Source organism: Streptomyces sp. NPDC127190, from assembly GCF_042672505.1.
Lineage (GTDB): Bacteria > Actinomycetota > Actinomycetes > Streptomycetales > Streptomycetaceae > Streptomyces.
The window spans coordinates 630,183-653,316 of sequence record NZ_JBHXVE010000001.1 but is presented as its reverse complement, the minus strand read 5'-3'; the positions used below and the strand labels follow the sequence as shown (position 1 = coordinate 653,316).

Below are 23,134 nucleotides of genomic sequence, written 5' to 3'. Positions count from 1 at the left end.
TAGGACCATGTCATATGCCGCGGTCCCCGACGCGCGGAAGAAATTTCGAAACCCACCCCATCAGCCGTTCTCTGTCGAATTGCAGGAAATAGGTCAGTGGCTGATAATGGAATCGGATGACCGTCAACTACTTGACGGAGGAACCATGACGGACATAAACGTTTCCGCTCCGAGAGTTCCGCTGCCCGGCTTCGCGGAAGCCGAGGGGCTGGGGCCCCGGGACGCGGAGTTCGTCCGGGATCTGGTGGCGGTGCTGGCCAAGCACGGGAATCTGGACCGTTTCGGTCTGTGCCTGTTGCACGACCACTTCCCGCTCGCGGCGGACGAGGTGCTGGTGGAGACGAACGACCCGAAGGACCGCACGCTGCACGTTCATGTGGAGAAGGCGGACCGGACGCGGCACGTCAAGGCATCGCAATGGCGGTTCGTGCCACACGCCGAACGAGGCCCGGACGGTCAGACCCCGGCCGGCTCCTTCCAGGAGGTCATGCTGTGCACCACGCTGGACCTGTGCCCGGGGCGCGAGCAGGAGCGCGTGCGTGAAGAGGGGCACCGTCCGTGAAGGACGGCGCCCCTTCGGCGTAGCCGTAGCTGCTGTCGCCCGTCGTGGCGGCAGCGGCTTCTAGAACTTGTTCTTCGGTGTGATCCCCAGCGACAGACCCGACAGGCCCCGCTGCCGGCCGCCGAGCTTGCCCGCGATCGCGCGCAGGGCCGAGCCCGCCGGGGAGTCCGGGTCGGTCAGGACGACCGGCTTGCCCTCGTCGCCGCCCTCGCGCAGGCGGACGTCGATCGGGATGGAGCCGAGCACCGGGACGGTCGCACCGGTGGTGCGGGTCAGGCCGTCGGCGACCAGCTGGCCGCCACCGGTGCCGAAGACGTCGACCATCTCGTCGCAGTGCGGGCAGGGCAGCCCGGACATGTTCTCGACCACGCCGACGATCTTCTGGTGGGTCTGTACGGCGATGGAACCGGCGCGCTCGGCGACCTCGGCCGCCGCCTGCTGCGGGGTCGTCACGACCAGGATCTCGGCGTTCGGGACCAGCTGCGCGACCGAGATCGCGATGTCGCCGGTGCCGGGCGGCAGGTCCAGGAGCAGGACGTCCAGGTCACCCCAGTAGACGTCGGCCAGGAACTGCTGGAGGGCGCGGTGCAGCATGGGGCCGCGCCAGACCACCGGAGCGTTGCCCGGCGTGAACATGCCGATGGAGATGACCTTCACGCCGTTCGCGGACGGCGGCATGATCATGTTCTCGACCTGGGTGGGACGGCCGTCCGCTCCCAGCATGCGCGGCACCGAGTGGCCGTAGATGTCGGCGTCGACGACACCGACCTTGAGGCCGTCGGCCGCCATCGCGGCCGCCAGGTTGACCGTGACCGAGGACTTGCCGACGCCGCCCTTGCCGGAGGCGACCGCGTAGACCCGGGTGAGGCTGCCCGGCTTGGCGAAGGGCACCTCGCGCTCGGTCTGGCCGCCGCGCAGGGCCGCCGCCAGCTCCTTGCGCTGCTCGTCGCTCATCACGTCGAGCGTGACATCGACCCGGGTGACGCCCTCGACCCGGGAGACCGCCTCGGTGACGCGCTGGGTGATCGTGTCGCGCATCGGGCAGCCGGAGACCGTGAGGTACACGGTGACCGCGACCGCCCCGTCCGCTCCGATCTCCACCGACTTGACCATCCCCAGCTCGGTGATGGGGCGGTTGATCTCGGGGTCGTTCACCGTCGCCAGTGCCTCGCGCACCGCGTCTTCCGTAGCCATAAGGACGATGGTACGGCGCCGTGAGGGGCCCCCGGGTAGCCCCTCAGCGGTCGTCTGCGTCACGTCCCGGTGACCGGTCTGACCGTTCCGCCGGGAATACGACACGGTCGCTGCGGCCCTGGCGCTCCTCCAGCTCCTTGAGCAGGTCCTGGAGCTCCGAGCGGATCCAGTCGCGGGTGGCCACCTCGCCGAGGCCCATCCGCAGCGCGGCGACCTCCCGGGTCAGGTACTCGGTGTCGGCGATGGACCGCTCGTTCTGCTTGCGGTCCTGCTCCAGGTTGACCCGGTCCCGGTCGTCCTGCCGGTTCTGCGCGAGCAGGATCAGCGGGGCCGCGTAGGAGGCCTGAAGGGACAGCACCAGGGTCAGGAAGATGAACGGGTATTCGTCGAAGCGCAGGTGCCGGGGCGCGGTGATGTTCCACAGCACCCAGACGATGATGACGACCGTCATCCAGACGATGAAGCGTCCGGTGCCCAGGAACCGGGCGATCCGCTCCGACAGCCGGCCGAAGGCCTCGGGGTCCCACTCGGGCAGGAACCGGTGCCGGGGCGGGCGCGGCAGGTCCAGCCGGGGCATGCGGGGCCGGGTCGCGGCGGTGGCGCCCGAGGGGTTGCGTTCCCGGCCGTGCTCGGAACGGGCCGCCGTGCGGCCGCTGTCGCGCTCAGGAGCCATGGCTGACCACCCCGTCGCCCGCGCCCGCGCCCTCGTCCAGGTGGAACTCCGTCTCCCGCCAGTCCTCGGGCAGCATGTGGTCCAGTACGTCGTCCACGGTCACCGCGCCGAGCAGCGAGCCGGAGTCGTCCACCACGGGCGCGGCGACCATGTCGTACGCGGCGAAGAACCCGGCGATCACCGGCAGCGTGGCGTCCGGGGCGAGCGGTTGCAGATCGTCGTCCACCAGCGAGCTGACCAGGGTGTACGGGGGGTCGCGCAGCAGCCGCTGGAAGTGCACGGTGCCCAGGTACTTCCCGGTCGGCGTCTCGTCCGGCGGGCGGCAGACATAGACCTGGGCGGCGAGGGCGGGGGACAGGTCCGGGTTGCGCACCCGGGCGAGCGCGTCGGCGACGGTGGCGTCCGGCCGCAGCACGATCGGCTCGGTGGTCATCAGTCCGCCGGCCGTGTGCTCCTCGTACGACATCAGGCGCCGCATGTCGGCCGCGTCGCCGGGCTGCATCAGGCTGAGCAGCCGCTCCTTGTCCGCCTCCGGCAGCTCGGCGAGCAGGTCGGCCGCGTCGTCCGGGTCCATGGCCTCCAGCACGTCCGCCGCGCGCTCCTCCGCGAGCTTGCCGAGGATCTCGATCTGGTCGTCCTCCGGCAGCTCCTCCAGTACGTCGGCCAGCCGGTCGTCGTCGAGGGCGGCGGCGACCTCCGCGCGCCGCTTGGGGGAGAGGTGGTGCAGCACATTGGCCAGGTCGGCGGGGCGCAGCTGTTCGAAGGTGGCGAGCAGGTTCTCGGCGCCCTGTCCGTGCTCCTCCAGCGAGAACCCGGTCACGGCCGACCACTCGGCGGTCAGCGTCTCGCCCTTGGCCCGGCGGAAGGCGCTGCCCTTCCTGCCCTTGCGCACGAAGACCCGGTCGACCTCCCAGTCCCGGCGGGCGGGCAGCTGCTGCACGGAGACATCGAGGACGGTGACCTCCTCGCCGGTCTCCACCAGCGTCACGCGGCGGTCCAGCAGCTCGCCGAAGACCAGTCGCTCGGTGGGCCGCTGCTCGAAGCGGCGGACGTTCATCACGCCGGTGATGATGACCTGCCCGGACTCGACGCCGGTGACCCGGGTCATCGGCAGGAAGATACGGCGCCGGGTGGCCAGCTCCACGACCAGGCCGAGCACGCGCGGGGGCCTGCGGCCCACCCGCAGCATGACGACCAGATCGCGGACGCGGCCCACCTGGTCGCCGTTCGGATCGAAGACGGGGACCCCGGCGAGATGCGAGACGAAGATCCGGGGGGCGCCGGCTGCCATGGCTCTGCTTCCTTTGCCTTGCTGTGCGGATGCCTTGCTGTGCGGATGCCTTGCTGTACGGATGGCTCCTGTACGGATGGCTCCTGTACGGGTGCCGCTGCTGTACGGGTGCCTTGCTGGGTGTGAAGTACGGGGCGGGATTTGCTCGGATCTGCCCGCTCGGGTGCGCTTCAGGCTAGCCCGTACCGGTCGGATACGCCCTGGTGGGCGGTCCGGACGGACTGGCTCCGCCGGGCGGCCGGTACACCGGTACGCTGCGGTACGCCGTTCAGGAGCCGTCGGAAAGGCCCCCCATCCGTGACTTCGATTCCCCCCGGCCGCCCTCGCCGGGCCCCTCTGCTGACCGCGACATGCGCGCTGGCCGTGACCGGTGCGGTGGTGCTGACCGGGTGTGGCGGCGGTGGCGATCCGGACGCGGGGACGAACGGGGTGGGCAAGCTGTCCGCCGGGCAGATCCAGTCCCGGACCCGGTCGGCGGCGGACGCGGCCGAGACCGTACGGCTGTCCGGGACCGTGGTCGCCGGCGGCCGTACGTACACCCTGGACATGCGGCTCAAGGCCGACGGCGGCACCGGCTCGGTGACCTCGCAGGGCTCCACCCTCCAGCTGCTGCGGGTCGGCCGGCGGCTGTACCTGAAGGCCGACGCCGGCTTCTGGAACCAGGCCGAGGGGCAGGACGGCGGCAGCGGTGACGCGGTCGCCGCCAAGCTGGGCGGGAAGTACGTGAAGGTCCCGCAGGGGGACCCCGCGTACAAGAAGTTCAGCGGCTTCACGTACAAGTCCGTGCTCCTCGACGGTCTGCTGCCGCTGCACGGCAGGCTGGCGAAGGAAGGCCATCACGACCAGGCGGGTACCCCGACGATCCGCATCACCGGCGACGACGGCTCCGGCGGCACCCTGGACGTCTCCCTCCAGGGCAAGCCGTACCCGCTGCGCCTGGTCCGCGCCGGCGCGGCGGGCACGCTCCGCTTCTCGGACTGGGGCCAGGACTTCACCGTCACCGAGCCGGCCTCCTCGGACACGGTGGACTACGGCAAGCAGCTCCCGACGTCCTGACGTCCCGGGGCTTCGGCCGGCCGCTACTTCCGTCGCTTGGCCAGCAGCCTCGGCAGGCCCGCCGGAATCGGTCGCCGGGTCGTCGCCGGCGTCGGCACCGGCGCCTCGGCCAGGCTGCCCTCGGGCAACGGCGTCACGGCCCCGGCCGGGGTCAGCCGCAGCACCCTGCACTCGCGGGCCCAGCGGGCCGGCATCTCCTCGCCGTCGGGGGCGTTCAGCCGCTTGCCCTTCAGCTCGGCGACCGCCGCCTCCCACTCCGGCGAGCCGGCCGCCACCTCGGACACGGTCACCGGGAAGGTCACCAGCCGGCCGCCCTTGTCCTTGCTGCGCACGCTCACCTCGGCGGTGCCCCCGTCGGCCAGCCCCTCCAGCGGCTGCTCACCGGGGCCGCCGCCCACCAGGCACACCGCGCCCTCGTGCCACACGTGCCACAGCGCACGCGCCGCCGGAGCGCCGGTGGCCCTGACCCAGATGAGGCCGGACTTCTTCGTGGCCTCCTCGATGAGGGCCCGGTCGAGCAGCTCGCTTGTCATGGGGCTCACCCTATCCAGGCCCGGCGGGCCCGCTCACAGCCAGCCGTTGCGCTTCAGCGTGCGGTGGATGCCGAGACACAGGGCGACCGTGAGGCCCATGATCACCGGGTAGCCGTACTTCCAGTGCAGCTCCGGCATGTACGTGAAGTTCATGCCGTACACGCCGGCGACCATCGTCGGCACCGCGAAGATCGCGGCCCACGAGGTGATCTTCCGCATGTCCTCGTTCTGCGCCACCGAGGCCTGGGCGAGGTTGGCCTGGAGGATGGAGTTGAGGAGTTCGTCGAAGCCCAGCACCTGCTCCTGGACCCGGGCGAGGTGGTCGGCGACGTCCCGGAAGTACTTCTGGATGTCCGGGTCGATCAGCCGCATCGGCCGCTCGCTCAGCAGCTGCATCGGCCGCAGCAGCGGCGCCACCGCCCGCTTGAACTCCAGCACCTCACGCTTGAGTTGGTAGATCCGCGTCGAGTCCACACCGCGCGAGGCCCCGCCGCGCGGGCCCGGCGAGAAGACCTCGGTCTCCACCTCGTCGATGTCGTCCTGCACCGCGTCGGCGACCGCGATATAGCCGTCCACGACGTGGTCGGCGATCGCGTGCAGCACCGCCGAGGGCCCCTTGGCCAGCAGCTCCGGCTCGTCCTGGAGCCGGTGCCGCAGCGCCCTGAGCGAGCCCTGGCCGCCGTGCCGGACGGTGATGAAGAAGTCCCGGCCGGTGAAGCACATGACCTCGCCGGTCTCCACGACCTCGCTGCTGTCGGTCAGCTGGTCGTGCTCGACGTAGTGGATGGTCTTGAACACGGTGAAGAGCGAGTCGTCGTACCGCTCCAGCTTCGGCCGCTGGTGTGCCTGCACCGCGTCCTCGACGGCCAGCGGGTGCAGCCCGAACTCGGCCGCGATACCGGCGAATTCCGCCTCGGTGGGCTCGTGCAGCCCGATCCAGACGAAGCCGCCGTCACGGCGCACCAGGCGCATGGCCTCCTGCGGGGTGAGCGGCTTGGCGTGCTGCACCCGCACCCCGTCGCGGTAGACGGCGCAGTCGACGACGGCCGAGGGCGTGGCCGGGTCGCGCGTGGTGTCGTACGACGGGCCGGGGCTCGGGGCGGCGTTCATCGCCTTGCGCAGCGAGACGCGGGACGGACGGACCACGGCGCGCAGGTCGCGGATCATCGACATGGGCAGGCTCCTTCGCGGGCAGGCGGCGAAAGCGCGCGGCGACGGGTGGAACTACCCGGAATGGGGACGTCCTCGACTGCGGATGTTTGGCACGTCCACAAAGCGGGGAGCACCGCACCGTCACGGTGGCGACTTCGCCACTGATGCAGAACTGATTCAGATCAGCAGACAGATCAGGCAAAGCGAAACGAGTGCTCTTCCGGACGACCACGCGCACGGGAAGGCGGCAACCAGCCGACAGCAGACAGGGACTACATCAGCGGGCGGAAGAGCGAGTGGTACTACCAGGTCGACTTCGATCCATGACAGCCCCACCTCCTCCGGCCGGTCCCTCGTAAGGGAGTGTCCTCGGCGTCGGGACTCGATAGCGACGCTTCTGCGTGCTGCCCCGAACTACCGGCTCAGAGTATCAGCCGCCTGAACTGTCAAGGCGCCCCTTTGCTTGCTACTGACGAGTTCTATGCTCACCGCATGGTTGATGTTCTTCCTCTGGTCGAGGCACGGTTGACGACCGCGCTGGGCGAACCGGACGCGCGCGCCGCCGTCACCTTCCTCGGTACGGACCGCATCGAGGTGCTCCGGTTCCACGAGGGGGACGTGGTCCGTTACGCCACCCTCGGCATGTCCGCACAGCCCATGGCGGACCCGACCGCGATGCTCGCCGACCCGGTCAAGGGCCCGCGCGCCGAACTGGTCCTCTCCGTCCGCGCCGGCGCCGCCGACACCGACAAGGTGCTCCGTCCGCTCGCCGTGCTCGCCGCGTCCCCGCAGGTGGAGGGGTTGGTGGTGACCCCGGGCGCGTCCCTGGACACCGGCGAGCCGCTGTGGCCGGGGGCGCCCTTCACCTCGGTCCTGGTGGGTGAGCCGGGCGGTCTGGTGGAGGACCTGGAGCTGGACGCTCCGCTGGATCCCGTACGGTTCCTGCCGCTGCTGCCGATGACCCCGAACGAGGCCGCCTGGAAGCGGGTGCACGGCGCCCAGGCCCTCCAGGAGCGCTGGCTCGCGAACGGCACGGATCTGCGGGACCCCGTCCGCCGGTCCGTCCCACTGGACTGACACCGAGTGAGCAAGCTCACCAAGAGGCGCGCCGCACCGGCCAGTTGGCGTCGGCAAGATCCGTAGGAGAGCCCTGGGCGGGTGATGTCTTCCGCCCGGACGGGTGATCGTCCTTGACGTGGGCGTGCGGTGGTAGGACCGTGGAGCCCTATGAGGGGCGAACCCAGTTGCCCGAGGTGCGGTGGCCGGGTCAGGGCGCCCGGTCTCTTCGCCGATGCGTGGCAGTGCGATGTGCACGGGCCGGTGTATCCGCTACAGCCCGTGATCCCGCCCAGCGTCGAGGCCCTCGCAGCCGTCGTGCACCGCACGCATGCACCCGTGTGGATGCCCTGGCCGCTGCCGGTCGGCTGGCTCTTCACCGGGGTGGCGTACGCGGGCGACGACCGCAGTGGCGGTCGTGCGACCGCCGTGGCCTGCACGGGACCCGGCCCGCTGGGCGGTCCCGGTGAGCTGATCCTGGTGGCCGAGGAGCTGGGCGTCGGACTCGGCTCGCGGTACGCGGGCATCGACGGCCCGGACCCGGGGCCGTACATCAGTGTCGAGAAGCCGCCCCAGGCCAAGGTGCTGGCCGCCGGCCGGCCCACCCCGCTCTGGCATGTCTCGGCCACCCCCGACGACCGCGCGGTGTTCGCCGGCGAGGCGTGCGGGCTGTGGCTGTGGGCGGTGCTGTGGCCCGAGTCGTCCGCCATGCTCATGTACGACGAGCTGGTGCTGACCGATCTGCGGGATGCGGGAGCGGAGCTGGACCTGGTGCCGTGCGGGGCCCTGTCGCCGCGGCTGCTTCGGCCGTAACGCGCGGGGAGCCGAGGGCGGCGGGGCGGCGGCTGCGGCCTGGCGTCCCCCGGCCGGCCGTTATCCTTAGGTGTCCCCCTGTTGTGCCGTCACCCGTCTGGAGCTTGCGTGCGTATCGATCTGCACTGTCACTCCACGGCTTCCGACGGCACGGACACCCCGGCCGAGCTGGTGCGCCATGCCGCCGCGGCCGGGCTGGACGTGGTCGCGCTGACCGACCACGACACCACCCGTGGGTACGCCGAGGCGATCGCCGCGCTGCCCGAGGGGCTCACCCTGGTCACTGGTGCCGAGCTGTCCTGCCGGATCGACGGCGTCTCGATGCACCTGCTGGCCTACCTCTTCGACCCCGAGGAGCCCGCTCTGCTCGCCGAGCGCGAGCTGGTCCGGGACGACCGGGTGCCGCGCGCGAAGGGCATGGTCGCCCAGCTGAACGCGCTGGGCGTCCCGGTCACCTGGGAGCAGGTGGAGCGCATCGCGGCCGGCGGCTCGGTGGGCCGCCCGCATGTCGCGAGCGCGCTGGTCGAGCTGGGTGTGGTGCCGACCGTGAGCGACGCGTTCACCCAGGAGTGGCTGGCCGACGGCGGACGAGCCTACGTGGCGAAGCACGAGACGGATCCCTTCGAGGCGATCCGGCTGGTCAAGGGCGCGGGCGGCGTGGCCGTCTTCGCGCACCCGGCCGCCGCCAAGCGCGGTCGCACGGTCCCCGAGTCGGCGATCGCCGAGATGGCTGCCGCCGGTCTCGACGGCATCGAGGTCGACCACATGGACCACGACCCGGACGACCGCGCCCGGCTGCGGGGTCTCGCGAAGGAACTGGGCCTGCTGGTCACCGGCTCCTCGGACTACCACGGCAGCCGCAAGACCGTGTCGCTCGGCGAGTACACCACCGATCCCGAGGTGTACGGCGAGATCACGCGGCGCGCGACCGGGGCCTTCCCCGTCCCCGGCACCGGCGGAGCCTGACCCGCCCGGGCCGCTCGGCCCGTAGTCCCGCCGTATGTCCGCCCGGGGCACCTGTGTGCCACCGGGCTTCCCCCTCACAGCCGGTCCATGGCCGGTTCATGCCCGTCGTTTCTTCCTCCAGCAAGGCCTGTACTTCCTCATGTTCGACCTCGCCGTCTTCGGCTCTCTGTTTCTGACCCTTTTTGTCATCATGGATCCCCCCGGGATCACCCCGATCTTCCTCGCCCTCACCGCCGGGCGCCCGGCCAAGGTGCAGAAGCGGATGGCGTTCCAGGCCGTCTGCGTGGCGGGCGGGGTCATCGCCGTCTTCGGTGTCCTGGGCCATCAGATCCTGGACTACCTGCATGTGTCCGTGCCCGCGCTGATGATCGCGGGCGGGCTGCTGCTTCTGCTGATCGCGCTGGACCTGCTCACCGGCAAGAACGACGAGCCGAAGGCGACCAAGGACGTGAACGTCGCGCTGGTGCCGCTGGGCATGCCGCTGCTGGCGGGGCCGGGGGCGATCGTGTCGGTGATCCTGGCCGTGCAGAAGGCGGACAGTGTGGCCACGCAGGTCTCGGTGTGGACCGCGATCCTCGCGATCCATGTCGTGCTGTGGCTGGTGATGCGTTACTCGCTGCTGATCATCCGGATCATCAAGGACGGGGGTGTCGTCCTGGTGACGCGGCTCGCGGGCATGATGCTCTCCGCGATCGCGGTGCAGCAGATCATCAACGGGATCACTCAGGTGATCCGGGGGAGCTGAGCGGCGTCCGCTCGGCTCCCCCGGAAAGCTTGAGTGGGGAAGGCCCCGGCTGACCCGTTACGAGGCCGGGGAGTCGGCCGGGCGGATCCACAGGCGCTGTCCGATGGCGGCGGCCTGCTGCACGATCCGGTTGACGGAGGCGGCGTCCACGACGGTGGTGTCCACGGTGGAACCGTCGACCTCGTCGAGTCGCATGATCTCGAAGCGCATGGCTTCTCCCTTCGTCTGGTCATCCTCCTGCGGAGAACTACGCGGAGAACTACTGGGTGCGCCGGGAGGATGCCCGGCTTCGTAGTGAGTCAACGCGCCGCATGTTACAAACATTCCCTACGCTAAATAAATTTTTCGAACGGCTAATTACTGACCGGTAAAAGATCGCCAGGTGTCCCGACGGGACCGATCGGGACCGGTTGTGTTCGCAGTGTGACCAACTGGACAATAGGGGCGATGAACGACGACCTCGCGGTCCTCCGCGCCCGCATCGACCACACGAACGAGCTGCTGGAACGCATGCTCGCCGAGGTGGCGAAGACACCCTCGACCCACGCGATCTTCGTGGACGCGGGCTATCTGTACGCGGCCGCGGGCCGCCTCGTCGCCGGTACCGAGGACCGCCGGGCCTTCGACCTCGACGCCGAGGGCCTGATCGACGCCCTGATCGACAAGGCCCGCACGATCTTCGCGGACAGCCGGCTGCTGCGCGTCTACTGGTACGACGGCGCCCGCCGCCGCATCCACACCGCCGAGCAGCAGTCCATCGCCGAGCTGCCCGACGTCAAGGTCCGCCTCGGCAACCTCAACGCCAGCAACCAGCAGAAGGGCGTGGACTCCCTGATCCGCACGGACCTGGAGTCGCTGGCCCGCCACCGCGCCATCAGCGACGCGGCCCTGCTCGGCGGCGACGAGGATCTCGTCTCGGCGGTCGAGGCCGCCCAGGGCTACGGCGCCCGCGTCCACCTCTGGGGCGTCGAGGCCCCCGAGGGGCGCAACCAGGCGGAACCGCTGCTCTGGGAGGTCGACAGCCAGCGCACCTTCGACCTCGACTTCTTCAAGCCGTACGTCTCCCGTCGTACCGCCGCGGCGTACGAGGCCACCGCCGGGGCCCGTCCCACCCGCGACGACGTCCGCTTCGTCGGCGCCCAGATCGCGGCCAAGTGGCTCGCCTCCCGGGGCCGTGAGGCGCTGGTCGAACTGCTTCCCGGCCATCCCTATCTGCCCGGCTCCGTCGACCAGGACCTGCTGGTCGAGGCCGAGAGCCTGCTCCAGTGCTCCCTGCGCGGCCAGGCGGACCTGCGCCGCGCCCTGCGCGACGGCTTCTGGGCGCACCTCCAGGCGCAGTACTAGGGCGCTGCCGGGGCCGGCTCAGGTGCGGGTGCCGCAGTCGTCCCAGAAGTCGGCGAGGGCCCGGGCCGTGGCGAGCGGGCGGTCGGTGTTGGGGGAGTGTTCGGCGCCCGCGATGACCGTCCGCCGCGCGGAGAGTCGTACCGCCATGTCGTCCAGCAGCGGCAGCGGCCAGGTGTCGTCCTGCGCGCCCGACAGCACATGGAACGGCAGCGGCACCGCGGCCAGTTCCGTGACCCGGTCCGGCTCCGTGCACAACTGCCGGCCGGTGGCGAGGAGTTGCGCGGGCCGGGTGCCCAGCCAGCGGCGCCGCAGGTCCTCCCGGTCGTCCAGCCCGCCCTCGATCTCGCGGGTCTCCGTCTCCTCGGGCGTCTCCATCGCCTGGAGGGCGTCCCAGACCTCCGCCATCGTCATCACCGACAGCGCGTCATGGAGCAGCTTCACCCGCTCCTGCTGGGACTCGGAGATCTGCGCCGGGCCGGAGGACATCAGGGTCAGCGAGAGGAACGGCGTGTGGTCGAGCAGGACGGCCGCGCGCGAGATCTGTCCGCCGAGGGAGTGCCCCAGCAGATGCGCCGGCTGCCCGAGCGCCTCCGCCAGCGCGAGCACGTCCAGCGCCAACTCGGCCTGGGCGTAGGCGGATTCGTCGTCTTCGGGGCCGTCGGACTCGTACTGTCCACGGCCGTCGACGGCCACGGTCCGGTACCCGCGCTCGGCCAGCGGCACATGCAGCGGGTTGAAGTCCTCCTTGCTGCCGGTGAAACCCGGCAGCAGCAGCGCGACACCCCTGGGCTCGACCCCGGCGGCCACGGCAGCGTCGACGACGGCGAACTCGCCGCGCGCGGTCCGCAGGGAGTACGCACGGGCACCGGGGGGCGGGACGAAGGTGTCGGGCCTGCTCATGCGAAGAGGTTATCGGGCACGGTGGCCGAGCGGACCGCGCAGGGCGGGGCCGACAGGGGCCGAGCGGACCGCGCAGGGGCGGGGCGGCCAGGGGCAGGGCGGGAAACGGGCGATGGCCCGGCCCACCGAAGTGGACCGGGCCATCGCCCGCAGGGTGTACCGCCGCCTGAGCGGCGCCCAATCAGGCCTCGGGGGCCTCCACGGCCGCCGTCGCCTTGCGCGTACGGCGACGCGGCTTGACCTCCGGCTCCTCGGTGGCCTGCGCCGGGATCTCCGCGACGGCCGCCTCGGCGACCGCCTTGCGGGTCCGCCGCGGCTTCGGCGTGACCGCCTCGGCCCCGTCGACCGCCTCGACCGCGGCAGCGGCCGTCTTGCGGGTACGGCGCGGCTTGGCCTCCGCGGCGTCCGCCACCGGCTCGGCGGAGGCCGCCGTCTTGCGGGTCCGCTTGGGCCTGGCCTCGGCCTCGGGGGCGTCGGCTGCCTCGGCGGGGGCCGCGGTCTTGCGCGTGCGCCTGGGCTTGGCCTCGGCCGCGGGCGCATCCGTGGTCTCGGCGGGAGCCGCCGTCTTCCGGGTGCGCTTGGGCTTGGCCTCGGCTTCGGCCTCGGGGGCTTCGGCGGTCGGCGCGGCTGCGGCGGTCTTGCGGGTGCGGCGCGGCTTGGCGGCGGGGGCTGCCTCGTCGGCCGGGGTGTCCGCGGTGTCCGTGGCGGCCTTGGTGGCTGCGGTGGTCTTGCGGGTCCGCTTGGGCTTGGCTTCGGCTTCGACCTCGGCCGCGGGGGCGTCGGTGGTCTCGGCCGGGGCCGCGGTCTTGCGGGTGCGGCGCGGCTTGGCCTCGGCTTCGGCCGTGGAGGCCTCGGCGGTCGGCACAGCTGCGGTCGTTTTGCGGGTGCGGCGCGGCTTGGCCTCGGTGGTGTCCGTTGCCGTGTCCGCGGCCGTTGCCGTCTCCGTCTCGGCGGCCGGCGCGGCCGTCTTGCGGGTACGGCGACGCGGGGTGGGCTCCGCGACCGGGGCGGCCTCGGGCTCCGCGACCGCGACCGGGGCGGCGGACTCCGGTGCCGTCGGCTCGGTCGCCGTGGTGGCCGGTGCCACGGCCGCCTCGGTGCGCTCCGCCGTCCTGCGGGTGCGGCGGCGACGCGGCTTCTCCGGCGTCTCCGGAGCGGCCGGGGCCGGCGCCTCTTCCACCGCCTCGACGGTGGCCTCGGCAGTCGCGGCGGCCGTCAGCGGCTCCGCGGTGGCTCCGCCGCGGGTACGACGGCGACGGCGCGGGGTGCGGGACGCGCGGGGCTCCTCCGCACCGGTGGCCTCGGCGGAGCCGGACTCGGCGACGGGAGCGGTCGGGGCGGCGGCGTCCAGCGCGGTTCCGCCGCGCGTACGGCGACGGCGGCGCGGGGTGCGGGACGGGCGCTCGCGTTCGGCGGCGACGGTCTCGGTGCGGTCGGTGCGACCACCCCGGTCCCCGCGGCCACGGCCACCGCGGCCACCACGTCCGCCGGTCTCGCCCAGGTCCTCCAGCACCTCCGCGTCGAGCCCCGCGCGGGTGCGCTCGGAACGCGGCAGGGTGCCCTTGGTGCCCTCGGGGATACCGAGGTCGGAGAACAGGTGCGGGGACGACGAGTACGTCTCCACCGGGTCGTTGAAGTCCAGCTCCAGCGCCTTGTTGATCAGCTGCCAGCGCGGGATGTCGTCCCAGTCGACGAACGTGATCGCCGTACCCTTGGCGCCCGCGCGGCCGGTACGGCCGACACGGTGCAGGTACGTCTTCTCGTCCTCGGGCGACTGGTAGTTGATGACGTGGGTGACACCCTCGACGTCGATACCGCGCGCGGCGACGTCGGTGCAGACCAGGACGTCGACCTTGCCGTTGCGGAAGGCGCGCAGCGCCTGCTCGCGGGCGCCCTGGCCGAGGTCGCCGTGGACCGCGCCGGAGGCGAAACCGCGGCGCTCCAGCTGCTCGGCGATGTCGGCCGCCGTGCGCTTGGTACGGCAGAAGATCATCGCCAGCCCGCGGCCCTCGGCCTGAAGGATGCGCGCGACCATCTCCGGCTTGTCCATGTTGTGCGCGCGGTAGACGAATTGCTTGATGTTCGCGACCGTCACGCCCTCGTCGTCCGGCGCGGTGGCGCGGATGTGCGTGGGCCGGGACATGTAGCGGCGGGCGAGACCGATGACCGCGCCCGGCATGGTCGCCGAGAACAGCATGGTCTGCCGCTTGGCCGGCAGCATGTTGATGATCTTCTCGACGTCGGGCAGGAAGCCCAGGTCGAGCATCTCGTCGGCCTCGTCGAGGACCAGGCACTTGACGTGCTTCAGGTCCAGCTTCTTCTGGCCGGCCAGGTCCAGCAGCCGGCCCGGGGTGCCGACGACCACGTCGACGCCCTTCTTCAGGGCCTCGACCTGCGGCTCGTAGGCGCGACCGCCGTAGATGGCCGTCACCCGCACGTTACGCACCTTGCCGGCGGTCAGCAGGTCGTTGGTGACCTGCGTGCACAGCTCGCGCGTGGGGACGACGACCAGGGCCTGCGGGGCGTCGGTGAGCGCCTCCGGGGCGGCGCGGCCGGCCTCGACGTCGGCGGGGACGGTGACCCGCTCCAGGAGCGGAAGACCGAAGCCCAGCGTCTTGCCGGTACCGGTCTTGGCCTGGCCGATGACGTCCGTGCCGGACAGGGCGACGGGAAGCGTCATCTCCTGGATGGGGAAGGGGGTGATGATGCCGACGGCCTCCAGGGCCTCGGCGGTCTCGGGGAGGATTCCGATTTCTCGAAACGTCGTAGTCAGGGTCATGCCTCTTCTGTGTGTGCGGCGCGAGGCGAGCGCGGGGGTCATGTGCGACCGTGCCGGGGGACGTCGGCTGCCGTACGGACGAACCACTCGGGCAAGCCGTATGACACGGGACCTCTGCCGACGCTCTAGCGCTCGAACCGCTGAGGGTGTCCCTCCGGTCGTCGTACGGATTACTGCGCCGTACGGCCAGGGAGGGCTGTCGGGTCGGAGCCGATCGGGCCACCGACCGGGCATCCTCATGCGTGCAGCCTGTCGGGACGCGTCGAACATCGTCGACGCACTCAGCAGGCGCATTACCACCATACCCCGGAATCGCGCACATGCGATGGCCGATTTGGTCACGTAGTCGTGGTCACAGTGACCGAGGGACCGCTGCCGGAGGCTGCCGAGCGGGCTATTGTGCGCCTCATGACTAGCTCTGACAAGCCTGAGAACTCCACCGCACCCACGGGCGTCGCGGCCCAGGACTGGGCCCAGGCCGCCGCCGACCCGCAGTACCGCGCCGCCGTGGTGGACCTGCTCGGCGCGCTCGCCTACGGGGAGATGGCGGCGTTCGAGCGGCTCGCGGAGGACGCCAAGCTGGCGCCGACCCTCGCGGACAAGGCGGAGCTGGCGAAGATGGCCTCGGCGGAGTTCCACCACTTCGAGCGGCTGCGGGACCGGCTGACCGAGATCGGCGAGGAGCCCACGGCCGCCATGGACCCGTTCGTCGCGGCCCTGGACGGCTTCCACCGGCAGACCGCTCCGTCGGACTGGCTGGAGGGCCTGGTCAAGGCATATGTCGGTGACTCCATCGCGAGCGACTTCTACCGGGAGGTCGCGGCCCGTCTCGACTCGGACACGCGCGAACTGGTCCTCGCCGTGCTCGACGACACCGGACACGCCGAGTTCGCGGTGGAGAAGGTGCGCGCCGCCATCGACGCCGACCCCCGGCTGGGCGGCCGGCTGGCGCTGTGGGCGCGGCGGCTGATGGGCGAGGCCCTGTCGCAGTCGCAGCGCGTGGTCGCCGACCGGGACGCGCTGTCCACCATGCTCGTGGGTGGCGTCGCCGACGGGTTCGACCTCGCGGAGGTCGGAAAGATGTTCTCGCGGATCACCGAGGCGCACACCAAGCGGATGGCCGCACTGGGCCTGGCCGCGTAAGCCTGCGCGGGGGCGCGCGGTCGCGCGCCCCTTCGCTACGCCGCCGCTGATCGGCGGCGCAGGCTCCCTGACGGGCGCAGCAGCAGCGACAGGGACGCCGCCGAGACGGCGGCGGCGCCGAGCAGGCTGAGGTAGGCACTGCCGAGGCCCAGCGCGCTGCGGGTGACGAAGTCGCCGAAGAGGGCTCCGGCGGCCCCCGTCGAGTACACCAGCGGGCGGGCCGGCAGCCGGTGGGCCAGGCGGTGGGCGGCCGCCCAGGCGAGGACGAGACCGAGCACCACGGATCCGAGTGCTTCCAGGATCATCTCTGGGTCCCTCCCACGGCCGGTCTGCGTTGACGGTCGTAGCCCGTCATACCCGTGACCTGCGAAGGACAATCCTCCCCTGTGGAGAGGTTGTGCTCCATCCGTGGGCGTGTCTCATGCGGAGGGATCAACTGGCTCATCGGGAGGGATCGACTGGCTCGTGCGGAGGGATCAACGCCGAAGGGCCCGGCGGCACACGGCCACCGGGCCCTTCCGGGCGATGTCGGCTACAGCGCGCCGAACCCCACCTTGCGCACGGTCGGCTGGCCGATCTCCACGTACGCCAGGCGGTCGGCCGGCACCAGGACCTTGCGGCCCTTCTCGTCCTGGAGGCTCAGGAACTGCGTCTTCCCGGCCAGCGCCTCGCTCACCGCGCGCTCGACCTCCTCGACGCTCTGACCGCTCTCCAGAACGATCTCGCGGGGCGCGTGCTGCACGCCGATCTTGACCTCCACGGCTATGTCCCTCCGACGGTCAGTGATGTGCGCGATCTTCCGCGCCGTACCCAGCACACATTAGCCCGGTGAGGGGACCAGCACGCTGCGGGCCGGAACGCCGTCAGCGAACAGCGCCGCGGCGGACCGGTGTCAGTGGCCCTCGGTGCCGTGCATCGGGAAACCGGCGATGCCGCGCCAGGCCAGCGAGGTGAGCAGCTGCACCGCCTGGTCGCGCGGGACGCTGCGGTCGCTGTGCAGCCAGGAGCGGGCGACCACCTGGGCGAGTCCGCCGAGGCCGGAGGCGAGCAGCATCGACTCCGCGCGCGACAGGCCGGTGTCCTCGGCGATGACGTCGCAGATCGCCTCGGCGCATTCGTTGGTGACCTTGTCGACGCGTTCGCGCACCGCGGGCTCGTTCGTCAGGTCCGACTCGAAGACCAGCCGGAAGGCGCCGCCGTCGTCCTCGACATAGGCGAAGTAGGCGTCCATCGTCGCCCGGACGCGCTGCTTGTTGTCGGTCGTCGACGCGAGCGCGTGGCGCACAGCCTGGATCAGCGACTCGCAGTGCTGGTCCAGCAGTGCGAGATAGAGGTCGAGCTTGCCCGGGAAGTGCTGGTAGAGCACCGGCTTGCTCACGCCTGCCCGCTCGGCGATGTCGTCCATCGCCGCCGCGTGGTAGCCCTGTGCGACGAAAACCTCCTGGGCGGCGCCCAGCAACTGGTTCCGTCGGGCGCGGCGCGGCAGACGGGTGCCACGCGGGCGTGCCGCCTCTGTTTGCTCGATGGCTGTCACGCCGCCTCCCAAAGTCGTCCACATGCGGTGTCACCGCGCGGCCATCGTACTTTTCGGTAACCGTGGTGTGCGCGGTGCGAGCGCAGAATTTCACGTACCGGACGGCGGCGAAAGCGCGAGACGGCCCTTCTCGGCCGTGCGACGGCGCTTGCCGGCCGTGGGAGGGCGCCCTGCCGGCCACGGGAGTCCGGCGAGGTCAGCGGTAGTCGTCCTCGTCGAGCGAGACGACACGCGCCTGTTCGACGAGATCGGCCTCGTTCGCGCGGTCCGGTTCGACTCCGGTCAGGGGGTCGTCGCGTTCCGGTGTGATGTCGGTGTGCTGCTCTGCGGCGTCCACCTCGGGCGCCTCGACGCCGAACTCCGGGGCTGCCTCGTCCGCCAGCTCCTCGATCGTGTCCGGCTCGGTGGGGTCATAGGCCATGGTGGGCTCCCTTCCTACGAACGTCCCTGGATGCAGCAGGGGCCACACGCGGGTGCCCTCTGTACGAGCCTAGGAGACTGCTGATCCGGACGCCATGCCATCGCGCCCGTCCGCCCTCCGGTTCCCCCGCCGCGCGCGTGTCATGCGTACGCCGTCCGCCTGTGACGGCCAACACACGGACCCGGGCGTGATCACCTCGTAACATTGCCGCATGTCTTCGACCGAGTCGCCGTCCGTTCCGGCCGCCAGCGCGCTTCCGAGAGTGGCGCCCGTCCGGGTCGGCGAGGGCGAGCGGCTGCGCTCGGTGAGCCTGCCCGGCGTGACCCTGTCGGTCCGTTCCCGGCGCCCCGCGCGCGAGGGGCTGCCGCCCGCGCTGTTCGTCCACGGCCTCGGCGGCTCCTCGCAGAACTGGTCGCAGCTGATGGCCGAGCTGGACGGGGTCGTCGACAGCGAGGCGGTCGACCTGCCGGGCTTCGGCGACTCCCCGCCGCCGGACGACGGCAACTACTCCGTCACCGGGCACGCACGCGCGGTGATCCGCTATCTCGACGCCGCCGACCGCGGCCCGGTGCACCTGTTCGGCAACTCCCTCGGGGGCGCCGTCGCCACGCGCGTGGCCGCCGTACGCCCGGATCTCGTGCGGACGCTCACGCTCGTCTCGCCGGCCCTGCCGGAGCTGCGGATCCAGCGCAGTGCGGTGCCGACCGGGCTGCTCGGCGTGCCGGGCATCGCCGCGCTGTTCACCCGGCTCACCAGGGAGTGGACGGCCGAGCAGCGGGTGCGCGGGGTCATGGCGCTCTGCTACGGCGATCCGTCGCGGGTGTCGCCGGAGGCGTTCCGGTACGCCGTGGAGGAGCTGGAGCGGCGGCAGCGGCTGCCCTACTTCTGGGACGCGATGGCCCGCTCCGCGCGCGGGATCGTCGACGCCTACACGCTCGGCGGGCAGCACGGGCTGTGGCGCCAGGCCGAGCGTGTGCTCGCCCCGACCCTGCTGGTCTACGGCGGCCGCGACCAGCTGGTCGGCTTCCGCATGGCCCACAAGGCCGCCCGCGCCTTCCGCCACTCCCGCCTGCTGTCCCTGCCGGACGCCGGACACGTGGCGATGATGGAGTACCCGGAGCTGGTGGCCGGGGCGTTCCGCGAGCTGCTGGCGGCGGCGGGCGAGGAGGATCCGGGTGAGGGGCGCGTGGACGCCGGGCGCGGCGACGGCGTCACCGCAGCGGGTACGGGGAGCTGAGGCCGGCGTGGGACGTCACAGCCGCCGCGGACCGGCACCCAAGAGCGACTCCGGGGACATACCCGCCGCTCGGCGCAAGGAGCGTCCGGCCGCGGCGCCGGGATCCCAAGGGACCCCTCCGGGCGCCCGTGGCGGCGAACCCGGACCGCGGGGAGACCTGCCCCGCCCGGACGACACGCCCGGCTTCGGCGGGGGCACGCGTGCGCGTGGCGTTCCCGGATTCGGCGGCGGTGCGCCCGGGCAGGGTGCGCAGCCGTTTCCGCCGGGTGGGCAGTCCTTTTCTACGAGTGCGCCCGGGCAGGGTGCGGCCGGCTTCCCTCCGGGCACGCCCGCGCGGGGGGTGCCACAGGGCACGCCCGGCTTCCCTCCGGGCACGCCCGCGCAGGGGATCCCGCGGTTGCCCGACGGCACCCCCGCGCGCGGTGTCCCCCGTCTGCCCGATGAGGCGGATGCCCGTGGTGGGCATCCGGAGCAGCGGGAAGCAGGCGGAGGCTGGGGCGAGTTCACGAAGGCGGCCGGGGCCGGCGGGCCCGGTGTGACGCTGCCCCGGCAGCGCCGGGCGCCGGGACGGACGCCCGGTCCCCGGCAGGACTACCTCGACGCCTTCGAAGCCGGACGCACCGGCGCCCGGAGCCCCGAGGGAACCGACGAGCAGGCGGCCGCTCCCGGCGCCGTACCCCCCGCCGGGACCCGGCCGGCCGAGGCGCCGCAGGCCGACGTGCCGGCGCAGCGGGGCAGCGGCCGGGGCCGGACCTACACCGGGATCGCCGCGGCCGCCGTCACCACCGTGCTCGCGGTGGTGGTCGCCGGGCAGGTGGCCGGGGCGCGGGGCGGCGGCGCCGCGCCGTCGGCCGCGGACCGGGCGCGGGACACCCGGGCCACCGGCGGCGCGACGCCCTCCGCCGCACCGGGCGGGGTGACGCTGACGTACGAGCAGAAGATGGACCGTACGTACCCGCTGAGCGCGAAGCTGAAGGGCTCCGGGAAGTTCGACGCCGTGCCCGGTTTCGACAAGGCGCCCGGCACCGGGCAGAAGTACCGCTACCGGATCGACGTCGAGCAGGGGCTCGGGCTGGACGGCGCGCTGTTCGCGGAGGCCGTGCAGAAGACGCTGAACGACGACCGCAGCTGGGCCCACGGCGGCGCGAAGACCTTCGAGCGGATCTCCTCCGGCAAGCCCGACTTCGTCATCACCCTGGCGAGCCCGGGCACCACCGCCCAGTGGTGCGCCAAGTCGGGGCTGGACACCACGGAGGACAACGTCTCCTGCGACTCGGCCGCCACCGAACGCGTGATGATCAACGCCTACCGGTGGGCGCAGGGCAGCAAGACGTACGGGAACAAGATCCACGCGTACCGGCAGATGCTCATCAACCACGAGGTCGGCCACCGGCTCGGCCACGGCCATGTGTCGTGTCAGAAGGACGGCGAGCTGGCGCCGGTCATGCAGCAGCAGACCAAGTTCCTCAACCACGACGGAATCCACTGTCTACCCAATCCATGGCCGTATCCAGGGAGTTGACAGGATCCACTGATGTCACATTGACATGAGCCGGATGGTCGTTGCATATTCTTGCGCATGTGGTCTAGTCATGCTGTTCTCGACAGCGCCGCCATCGAGCTGGCGCTCATCGGCGTGACCCCGCTCTGCGTGTCCGACATCCACTGTCGCTGACGCCGCCTCCCTGGCGTTCGCGTCGCGACTTCTCTCCACCTTTCCGTCCGTCACTTCACGGACCCCTTTTCGACGACCCGGCGCCGGGGCCGACGACTGTCCGCAGTCGTCTCATCCCTCGTCTCACCGTCTCGCATTCCGAGACACCCCATGGTCGAGAAATCCTCGACATGTCCCCGAGAGGTCGTCATCCCCATGCGTCAACCGTCCGTGAAGAGAGCCCGCGCGGCGACTGTTTCGCTTGCCCTGGTCGTGGCAGCGGGCGCCGCCGCCTGTGGCCCGAAGGACAGCGATGCCAAGGGCTCCGGTGGCGACTCCACGCCCCACAAGGGCGGCACGCTCACGGTCCTGAACTCCGAGCCGCAGACCGACTTCGACCCCGCGCGCCTCTACACCTCCGGCGGCGGAAACGTTCCGTCGCTGGTGTTCCGCACCCTCACCACCCGCCACCGGGCCAACGGCGCGGCCGGCGCGAAGGTGGTCCCGGACCTCGCCACCGACACCGGGCGTCCCAGCAAGGACGCGACCGTGTGGACGTACACCCTGAAGAAGGGGCTGAAGTACGAGGACGGCACGCCGATCACCTCGGCCGACGTCAAGTACGGCATCGAGCGCTCCTTCGCCCCCGAACTCTCCGGCGGAGCGCCCTATCTGCGGGACTGGCTGGTCGGCGCCGCCGACTACCAGGGGCCGTACAAGGACAAGAAGGGGCTGTCGGCGATCGAGACGCCGGACAGCCGGACCATCGTCTTCCATCTGGTCAAGCCCGAGGGCGAGTTCCCCTACCTGGCCACCCAGACGCAGTTCACCCCGGTCCCGAAGAGCAAGGACACGGGCACCAAGTACGAGGAGCACCCGGTCTCCTCCGGCCCCTACAAGGTCGTCAAGAACGAGAACGACGGCGAGCACCTGCTGCTCCAGCGCAACCCGTACTGGTCCCCGGCCGTCGACGACCAGCGCAAGGCCTACCCGGACACCGTCGACGTCCGCTCCGGCATCGACTCCTCGGTGATCAACCAGCGGCTGTCCGCGTCTCAGGGAGCGGACGCCGCGGCCGTCACCACGGACACCAACCTCGGCCCCGCCGAGCTGGCCAAGGTGAGCGGCGACAAGGAGCTGGCCGCACGCGTGGGCACCGGCCACTTCGGCTACACGAACTACCTCGCGTTCAACCCGACCGTGAAGCCGTTCGACAACCCCAAGGTCCGGGAGGCGATCGCCTACGCGGTCGACCGCTCCTCCGTGGTCAACGCGGCCGGCGGCTCCGCGCTCGCCGAGTCCGCGACCACCTTCCTGCCCGACCAGAAGTCCTTCGGCTACACGCCGTACGACCCGTTCCCGGCGGGTGCCTCCGGCAACCCGGCCAAGGCCAGGGAGCTGCTCGCCCAGGCCGGCTACAAGAACGGGCTCACGGTGACGCTGACCCATTCCAACGCCAAGGACTTCGAGACCAGCCCCGAGATCGCGACCGCCGTCCAGGACGCGCTCAAGAAGGCCGGCATCACGGTCAGGCTCCAGGGCCTGGAGGACAACGCCTACCGGGACACCATCCACGCGGTGAAGACCGAGCCGGGCTTCTTCCTCGCCCACTGGGGTGCCGACTGGCCCTCCGGCGGCCCGTTCCTCGCGCCCATCTTCGACGGCCGGCAGATCGTCAAGGATGGAGCGAACTTCAACACGGGCCTGCTCAACGACAAGTCGGTCAATGACGAGATTGACGCGATCAACAAGTTGACCGACCTTGACGCGGCTGCCAAGCGATGGGGTGCACTGGACAAGAAGATCGGCGAGAAGGCCCTCGTCGTCCCGCTGTTCCACCCGGTCTACAAGCGTCTGTACGGCAAGGACGTCAAGAACATCGTCATCAGCGACTGGACCGGTGTACTGGACATCTCCCAGGTCGCGGTGAAGTAGCGCCGTGAGCGAGGCACTTGTCGCCGTGGGGGGCCGCGGGGGGGGGGCCCCCCCCCCCCCCGGGGGCGGGGGGGGGGGGGTGGGGGGGGGGGGGCCCCCCCGCGCGGGGCCACTGGCGCCCCGCTCACGCCCCCCCCCCGCGCCCC

The 23,134-nt window shown here is 71.6% G+C and carries 24 protein-coding genes; 12 read left to right on the top strand and 12 right to left on the bottom strand.

Going from position 1 to position 23,134, the window contains the following annotated elements; all coding sequences use genetic code 11:
- Window positions 1-145 precede the first annotated feature (145 nt).
- Window positions 146-562, top strand: a complete 417-nt coding sequence (locus tag ACFVIU_RS02860; protein WP_385840168.1) for a hypothetical protein — start codon at window positions 146-148, stop codon at window positions 560-562.
- Between the two features lie 60 nt (window positions 563-622).
- On the opposite strand, the gene ACFVIU_RS02855 is transcribed toward ACFVIU_RS02860, so the two are convergent.
- The 3 genes from ACFVIU_RS02855 to ACFVIU_RS02845 are packed head-to-tail and all read right to left on the bottom strand — an operon-like array spanning window position 623 to window position 3,720.
- Window positions 623-1,756: an Mrp/NBP35 family ATP-binding protein gene (locus ACFVIU_RS02855; protein WP_385840167.1), complete on the bottom strand. Its 1,134-nt coding sequence runs from the start codon at window positions 1,754-1,756 to the stop codon at window positions 623-625.
- A gap of 43 nt (window positions 1,757-1,799) precedes the next feature.
- On the bottom strand, window positions 1,800-2,429 hold the full coding sequence (locus ACFVIU_RS02850) for a DUF1003 domain-containing protein (RefSeq protein WP_385840166.1): 630 nt from the start codon (window positions 2,427-2,429) through the stop codon (window positions 1,800-1,802).
- Window positions 2,419-3,720 (bottom strand): magnesium transporter MgtE N-terminal domain-containing protein, encoded by a 1,302-nt coding sequence (locus tag ACFVIU_RS02845; RefSeq protein ID WP_385840164.1) that lies wholly within the window; start codon window positions 3,718-3,720, stop codon window positions 2,419-2,421. The genes ACFVIU_RS02850 and ACFVIU_RS02845 overlap by 11 nt, the downstream gene beginning before the upstream one ends.
- A gap of 297 nt (window positions 3,721-4,017) precedes the next feature.
- On the opposite strand from ACFVIU_RS02845, the gene ACFVIU_RS02840 reads away from it, so the two are divergent.
- Window positions 4,018-4,776, top strand: coding sequence for a hypothetical protein (locus ACFVIU_RS02840; protein ID WP_385840163.1), 759 nt, complete (start codon window positions 4,018-4,020; stop codon window positions 4,774-4,776).
- A gap of 23 nt (window positions 4,777-4,799) precedes the next feature.
- Here ACFVIU_RS02840 and ACFVIU_RS02835 read toward each other — a convergent pair whose 3' ends face one another.
- Window positions 4,800-5,309, bottom strand: a complete 510-nt coding sequence (locus tag ACFVIU_RS02835; RefSeq protein ID WP_385840162.1) for a hypothetical protein — start codon at window positions 5,307-5,309, stop codon at window positions 4,800-4,802.
- A gap of 33 nt (window positions 5,310-5,342) precedes the next feature.
- Window positions 5,343-6,482 (bottom strand): magnesium and cobalt transport protein CorA, encoded by a 1,140-nt coding sequence (locus tag ACFVIU_RS02830; RefSeq protein ID WP_385840161.1) that lies wholly within the window; start codon window positions 6,480-6,482, stop codon window positions 5,343-5,345.
- A gap of 471 nt (window positions 6,483-6,953) precedes the next feature.
- Here ACFVIU_RS02830 and ACFVIU_RS02825 point away from each other — a divergent pair, with 471 nt between their 5' ends.
- The 4 genes from ACFVIU_RS02825 (at window position 6,954) to ACFVIU_RS02810 (ending at window position 10,041) form a co-directional block, all read left to right on the top strand.
- On the top strand, window positions 6,954-7,538 hold the full coding sequence (locus ACFVIU_RS02825; protein ID WP_385840160.1) for a suppressor of fused domain protein: 585 nt from the start codon (window positions 6,954-6,956) through the stop codon (window positions 7,536-7,538).
- Window positions 7,539-7,688: 150 nt separating this feature from the next.
- On the top strand, window positions 7,689-8,330 hold the full coding sequence (locus ACFVIU_RS02820; RefSeq protein WP_385840159.1) for a DUF6758 family protein: 642 nt from the start codon (window positions 7,689-7,691) through the stop codon (window positions 8,328-8,330).
- Window positions 8,331-8,438: 108 nt separating this feature from the next.
- Complete coding sequence (locus ACFVIU_RS02815) at window positions 8,439-9,296, top strand: PHP domain-containing protein (RefSeq protein ID WP_385840158.1); 858 nt, start codon at window positions 8,439-8,441, stop codon at window positions 9,294-9,296.
- 139 nt (window positions 9,297-9,435) lie between these two features.
- Window positions 9,436-10,041 carry a MarC family protein gene (locus tag ACFVIU_RS02810; RefSeq protein WP_385840157.1) on the top strand — a complete coding sequence of 202 codons (606 nt, stop codon included), beginning with the start codon at window positions 9,436-9,438 and terminating at the stop codon, window positions 10,039-10,041.
- 57 nt (window positions 10,042-10,098) lie between these two features.
- Here ACFVIU_RS02810 and ACFVIU_RS02805 read toward each other — a convergent pair whose 3' ends face one another.
- The gene (locus ACFVIU_RS02805) at window positions 10,099-10,251 is read right to left on the bottom strand and encodes a hypothetical protein (RefSeq protein WP_385840156.1); all 153 of its coding nucleotides are present in this window, start codon (window positions 10,249-10,251) and stop codon (window positions 10,099-10,101) included.
- A gap of 237 nt (window positions 10,252-10,488) precedes the next feature.
- On the opposite strand from ACFVIU_RS02805, the gene ACFVIU_RS02800 reads away from it, so the two are divergent.
- Entirely contained in the window at window positions 10,489-11,385 is an 897-nt protein-coding gene (locus tag ACFVIU_RS02800; protein ID WP_385840155.1) for an NYN domain-containing protein, read from the top strand.
- 18 nt (window positions 11,386-11,403) lie between these two features.
- Here ACFVIU_RS02800 and ACFVIU_RS02795 read toward each other — a convergent pair whose 3' ends face one another.
- Window positions 11,404-12,285: an alpha/beta fold hydrolase gene (locus tag ACFVIU_RS02795; RefSeq protein WP_385840154.1), complete on the bottom strand. Its 882-nt coding sequence runs from the start codon at window positions 12,283-12,285 to the stop codon at window positions 11,404-11,406.
- 181 nt (window positions 12,286-12,466) lie between these two features.
- On the bottom strand, window positions 12,467-14,965 hold the full coding sequence (locus ACFVIU_RS02790) for a DEAD/DEAH box helicase (protein ID WP_385840327.1): 2,499 nt from the start codon (window positions 14,963-14,965) through the stop codon (window positions 12,467-12,469).
- 498 nt (window positions 14,966-15,463) lie between these two features.
- Here ACFVIU_RS02790 and ACFVIU_RS02785 point away from each other — a divergent pair, with 498 nt between their 5' ends.
- Window positions 15,464-16,207, top strand: a complete 744-nt coding sequence (locus tag ACFVIU_RS02785; protein WP_385840326.1) for a ferritin-like domain-containing protein — start codon at window positions 15,464-15,466, stop codon at window positions 16,205-16,207.
- Window positions 16,208-16,242: 35 nt separating this feature from the next.
- On the opposite strand, the gene ACFVIU_RS02780 is transcribed toward ACFVIU_RS02785, so the two are convergent.
- The 4 genes from ACFVIU_RS02780 to ACFVIU_RS02765 all read right to left on the bottom strand — a co-directional run bounded on the left by ACFVIU_RS02780 (window position 16,243) and on the right by ACFVIU_RS02765 (window position 18,162).
- Window positions 16,243-16,512 (bottom strand): hypothetical protein, encoded by a 270-nt coding sequence (locus tag ACFVIU_RS02780; protein WP_385840152.1) that lies wholly within the window; start codon window positions 16,510-16,512, stop codon window positions 16,243-16,245.
- Window positions 16,513-16,739: 227 nt separating this feature from the next.
- A complete protein-coding gene (locus tag ACFVIU_RS02775) occupies window positions 16,740-16,967 on the bottom strand; it encodes a DUF3107 domain-containing protein (protein WP_385840151.1) in 228 nt (75 codons plus the stop codon).
- A 132-nt stretch (window positions 16,968-17,099) separates the two neighbouring features.
- Window positions 17,100-17,741, bottom strand: coding sequence for a TetR/AcrR family transcriptional regulator (locus tag ACFVIU_RS02770; protein ID WP_385840150.1), 642 nt, complete (start codon window positions 17,739-17,741; stop codon window positions 17,100-17,102).
- 196 nt (window positions 17,742-17,937) lie between these two features.
- Complete coding sequence (locus ACFVIU_RS02765) at window positions 17,938-18,162, bottom strand: hypothetical protein (RefSeq protein ID WP_385840149.1); 225 nt, start codon at window positions 18,160-18,162, stop codon at window positions 17,938-17,940.
- 211 nt (window positions 18,163-18,373) lie between these two features.
- On the opposite strand from ACFVIU_RS02765, the gene ACFVIU_RS02760 reads away from it, so the two are divergent.
- The 4 genes from ACFVIU_RS02760 to ACFVIU_RS02745 all read left to right on the top strand — a co-directional run bounded on the left by ACFVIU_RS02760 (window position 18,374) and on the right by ACFVIU_RS02745 (window position 22,988).
- A complete protein-coding gene (locus tag ACFVIU_RS02760; protein ID WP_385840147.1) occupies window positions 18,374-19,399 on the top strand; it encodes an alpha/beta fold hydrolase in 1,026 nt (341 codons plus the stop codon).
- Window positions 19,400-19,406: 7 nt separating this feature from the next.
- Window positions 19,407-20,921, top strand: coding sequence for a DUF3152 domain-containing protein (locus ACFVIU_RS02755; protein WP_385840146.1), 1,515 nt, complete (start codon window positions 19,407-19,409; stop codon window positions 20,919-20,921).
- Between the two features lie 57 nt (window positions 20,922-20,978).
- Window positions 20,979-21,074, top strand: coding sequence for an Ms4533A family Cys-rich leader peptide (locus ACFVIU_RS02750; protein ID WP_385840145.1), 96 nt, complete (start codon window positions 20,979-20,981; stop codon window positions 21,072-21,074).
- Between the two features lie 195 nt (window positions 21,075-21,269).
- Entirely contained in the window at window positions 21,270-22,988 is a 1,719-nt protein-coding gene (locus ACFVIU_RS02745; RefSeq protein ID WP_385840144.1) for an ABC transporter substrate-binding protein, read from the top strand.
- Window positions 22,989-23,134 lie beyond the last annotated feature (146 nt).

Coding starts and splice junctions, on each gene's coding strand:
- ACFVIU_RS02860 (WP_385840168.1), top strand. CDS start 146: ATGACGGACATAAACGTTTCCGCTCCGAGAGTTCCGCTGCCCGGCTTC.
- ACFVIU_RS02810 (WP_385840157.1), top strand. CDS start 9,436: ATGTTCGACCTCGCCGTCTTCGGCTCTCTGTTTCTGACCCTTTTTGTC.
- ACFVIU_RS02845 (WP_385840164.1), bottom strand. CDS start 3,720: ATGGCAGCCGGCGCCCCCCGGATCTTCGTCTCGCATCTCGCCGGGGTC.
- ACFVIU_RS02830 (WP_385840161.1), bottom strand. CDS start 6,482: ATGTCGATGATCCGCGACCTGCGCGCCGTGGTCCGTCCGTCCCGCGTC.
- ACFVIU_RS02850 (WP_385840166.1), bottom strand. CDS start 2,429: ATGGCTCCTGAGCGCGACAGCGGCCGCACGGCGGCCCGTTCCGAGCAC.
- ACFVIU_RS02805 (WP_385840156.1), bottom strand. CDS start 10,251: ATGCGCTTCGAGATCATGCGACTCGACGAGGTCGACGGTTCCACCGTG.
- ACFVIU_RS02800 (WP_385840155.1), top strand. CDS start 10,489: ATGAACGACGACCTCGCGGTCCTCCGCGCCCGCATCGACCACACGAAC.
- ACFVIU_RS02790 (WP_385840327.1), bottom strand. CDS start 14,965: ATGACGCTTCCCGTCGCCCTGTCCGGCACGGACGTCATCGGCCAGGCC.
- ACFVIU_RS02745 (WP_385840144.1), top strand. CDS start 21,270: ATGCGTCAACCGTCCGTGAAGAGAGCCCGCGCGGCGACTGTTTCGCTT.
- ACFVIU_RS02820 (WP_385840159.1), top strand. CDS start 7,689: ATGAGGGGCGAACCCAGTTGCCCGAGGTGCGGTGGCCGGGTCAGGGCG.
- ACFVIU_RS02765 (WP_385840149.1), bottom strand. CDS start 18,162: ATGGCCTATGACCCCACCGAGCCGGACACGATCGAGGAGCTGGCGGAC.
- ACFVIU_RS02780 (WP_385840152.1), bottom strand. CDS start 16,512: ATGATCCTGGAAGCACTCGGATCCGTGGTGCTCGGTCTCGTCCTCGCC.
- ACFVIU_RS02760 (WP_385840147.1), top strand. CDS start 18,374: ATGTCTTCGACCGAGTCGCCGTCCGTTCCGGCCGCCAGCGCGCTTCCG.
- ACFVIU_RS02750 (WP_385840145.1), top strand. CDS start 20,979: ATGTGGTCTAGTCATGCTGTTCTCGACAGCGCCGCCATCGAGCTGGCG.
- ACFVIU_RS02835 (WP_385840162.1), bottom strand. CDS start 5,309: ATGACAAGCGAGCTGCTCGACCGGGCCCTCATCGAGGAGGCCACGAAG.
- ACFVIU_RS02825 (WP_385840160.1), top strand. CDS start 6,954: ATGGTTGATGTTCTTCCTCTGGTCGAGGCACGGTTGACGACCGCGCTG.
- ACFVIU_RS02855 (WP_385840167.1), bottom strand. CDS start 1,756: ATGGCTACGGAAGACGCGGTGCGCGAGGCACTGGCGACGGTGAACGAC.
- ACFVIU_RS02795 (WP_385840154.1), bottom strand. CDS start 12,285: ATGAGCAGGCCCGACACCTTCGTCCCGCCCCCCGGTGCCCGTGCGTAC.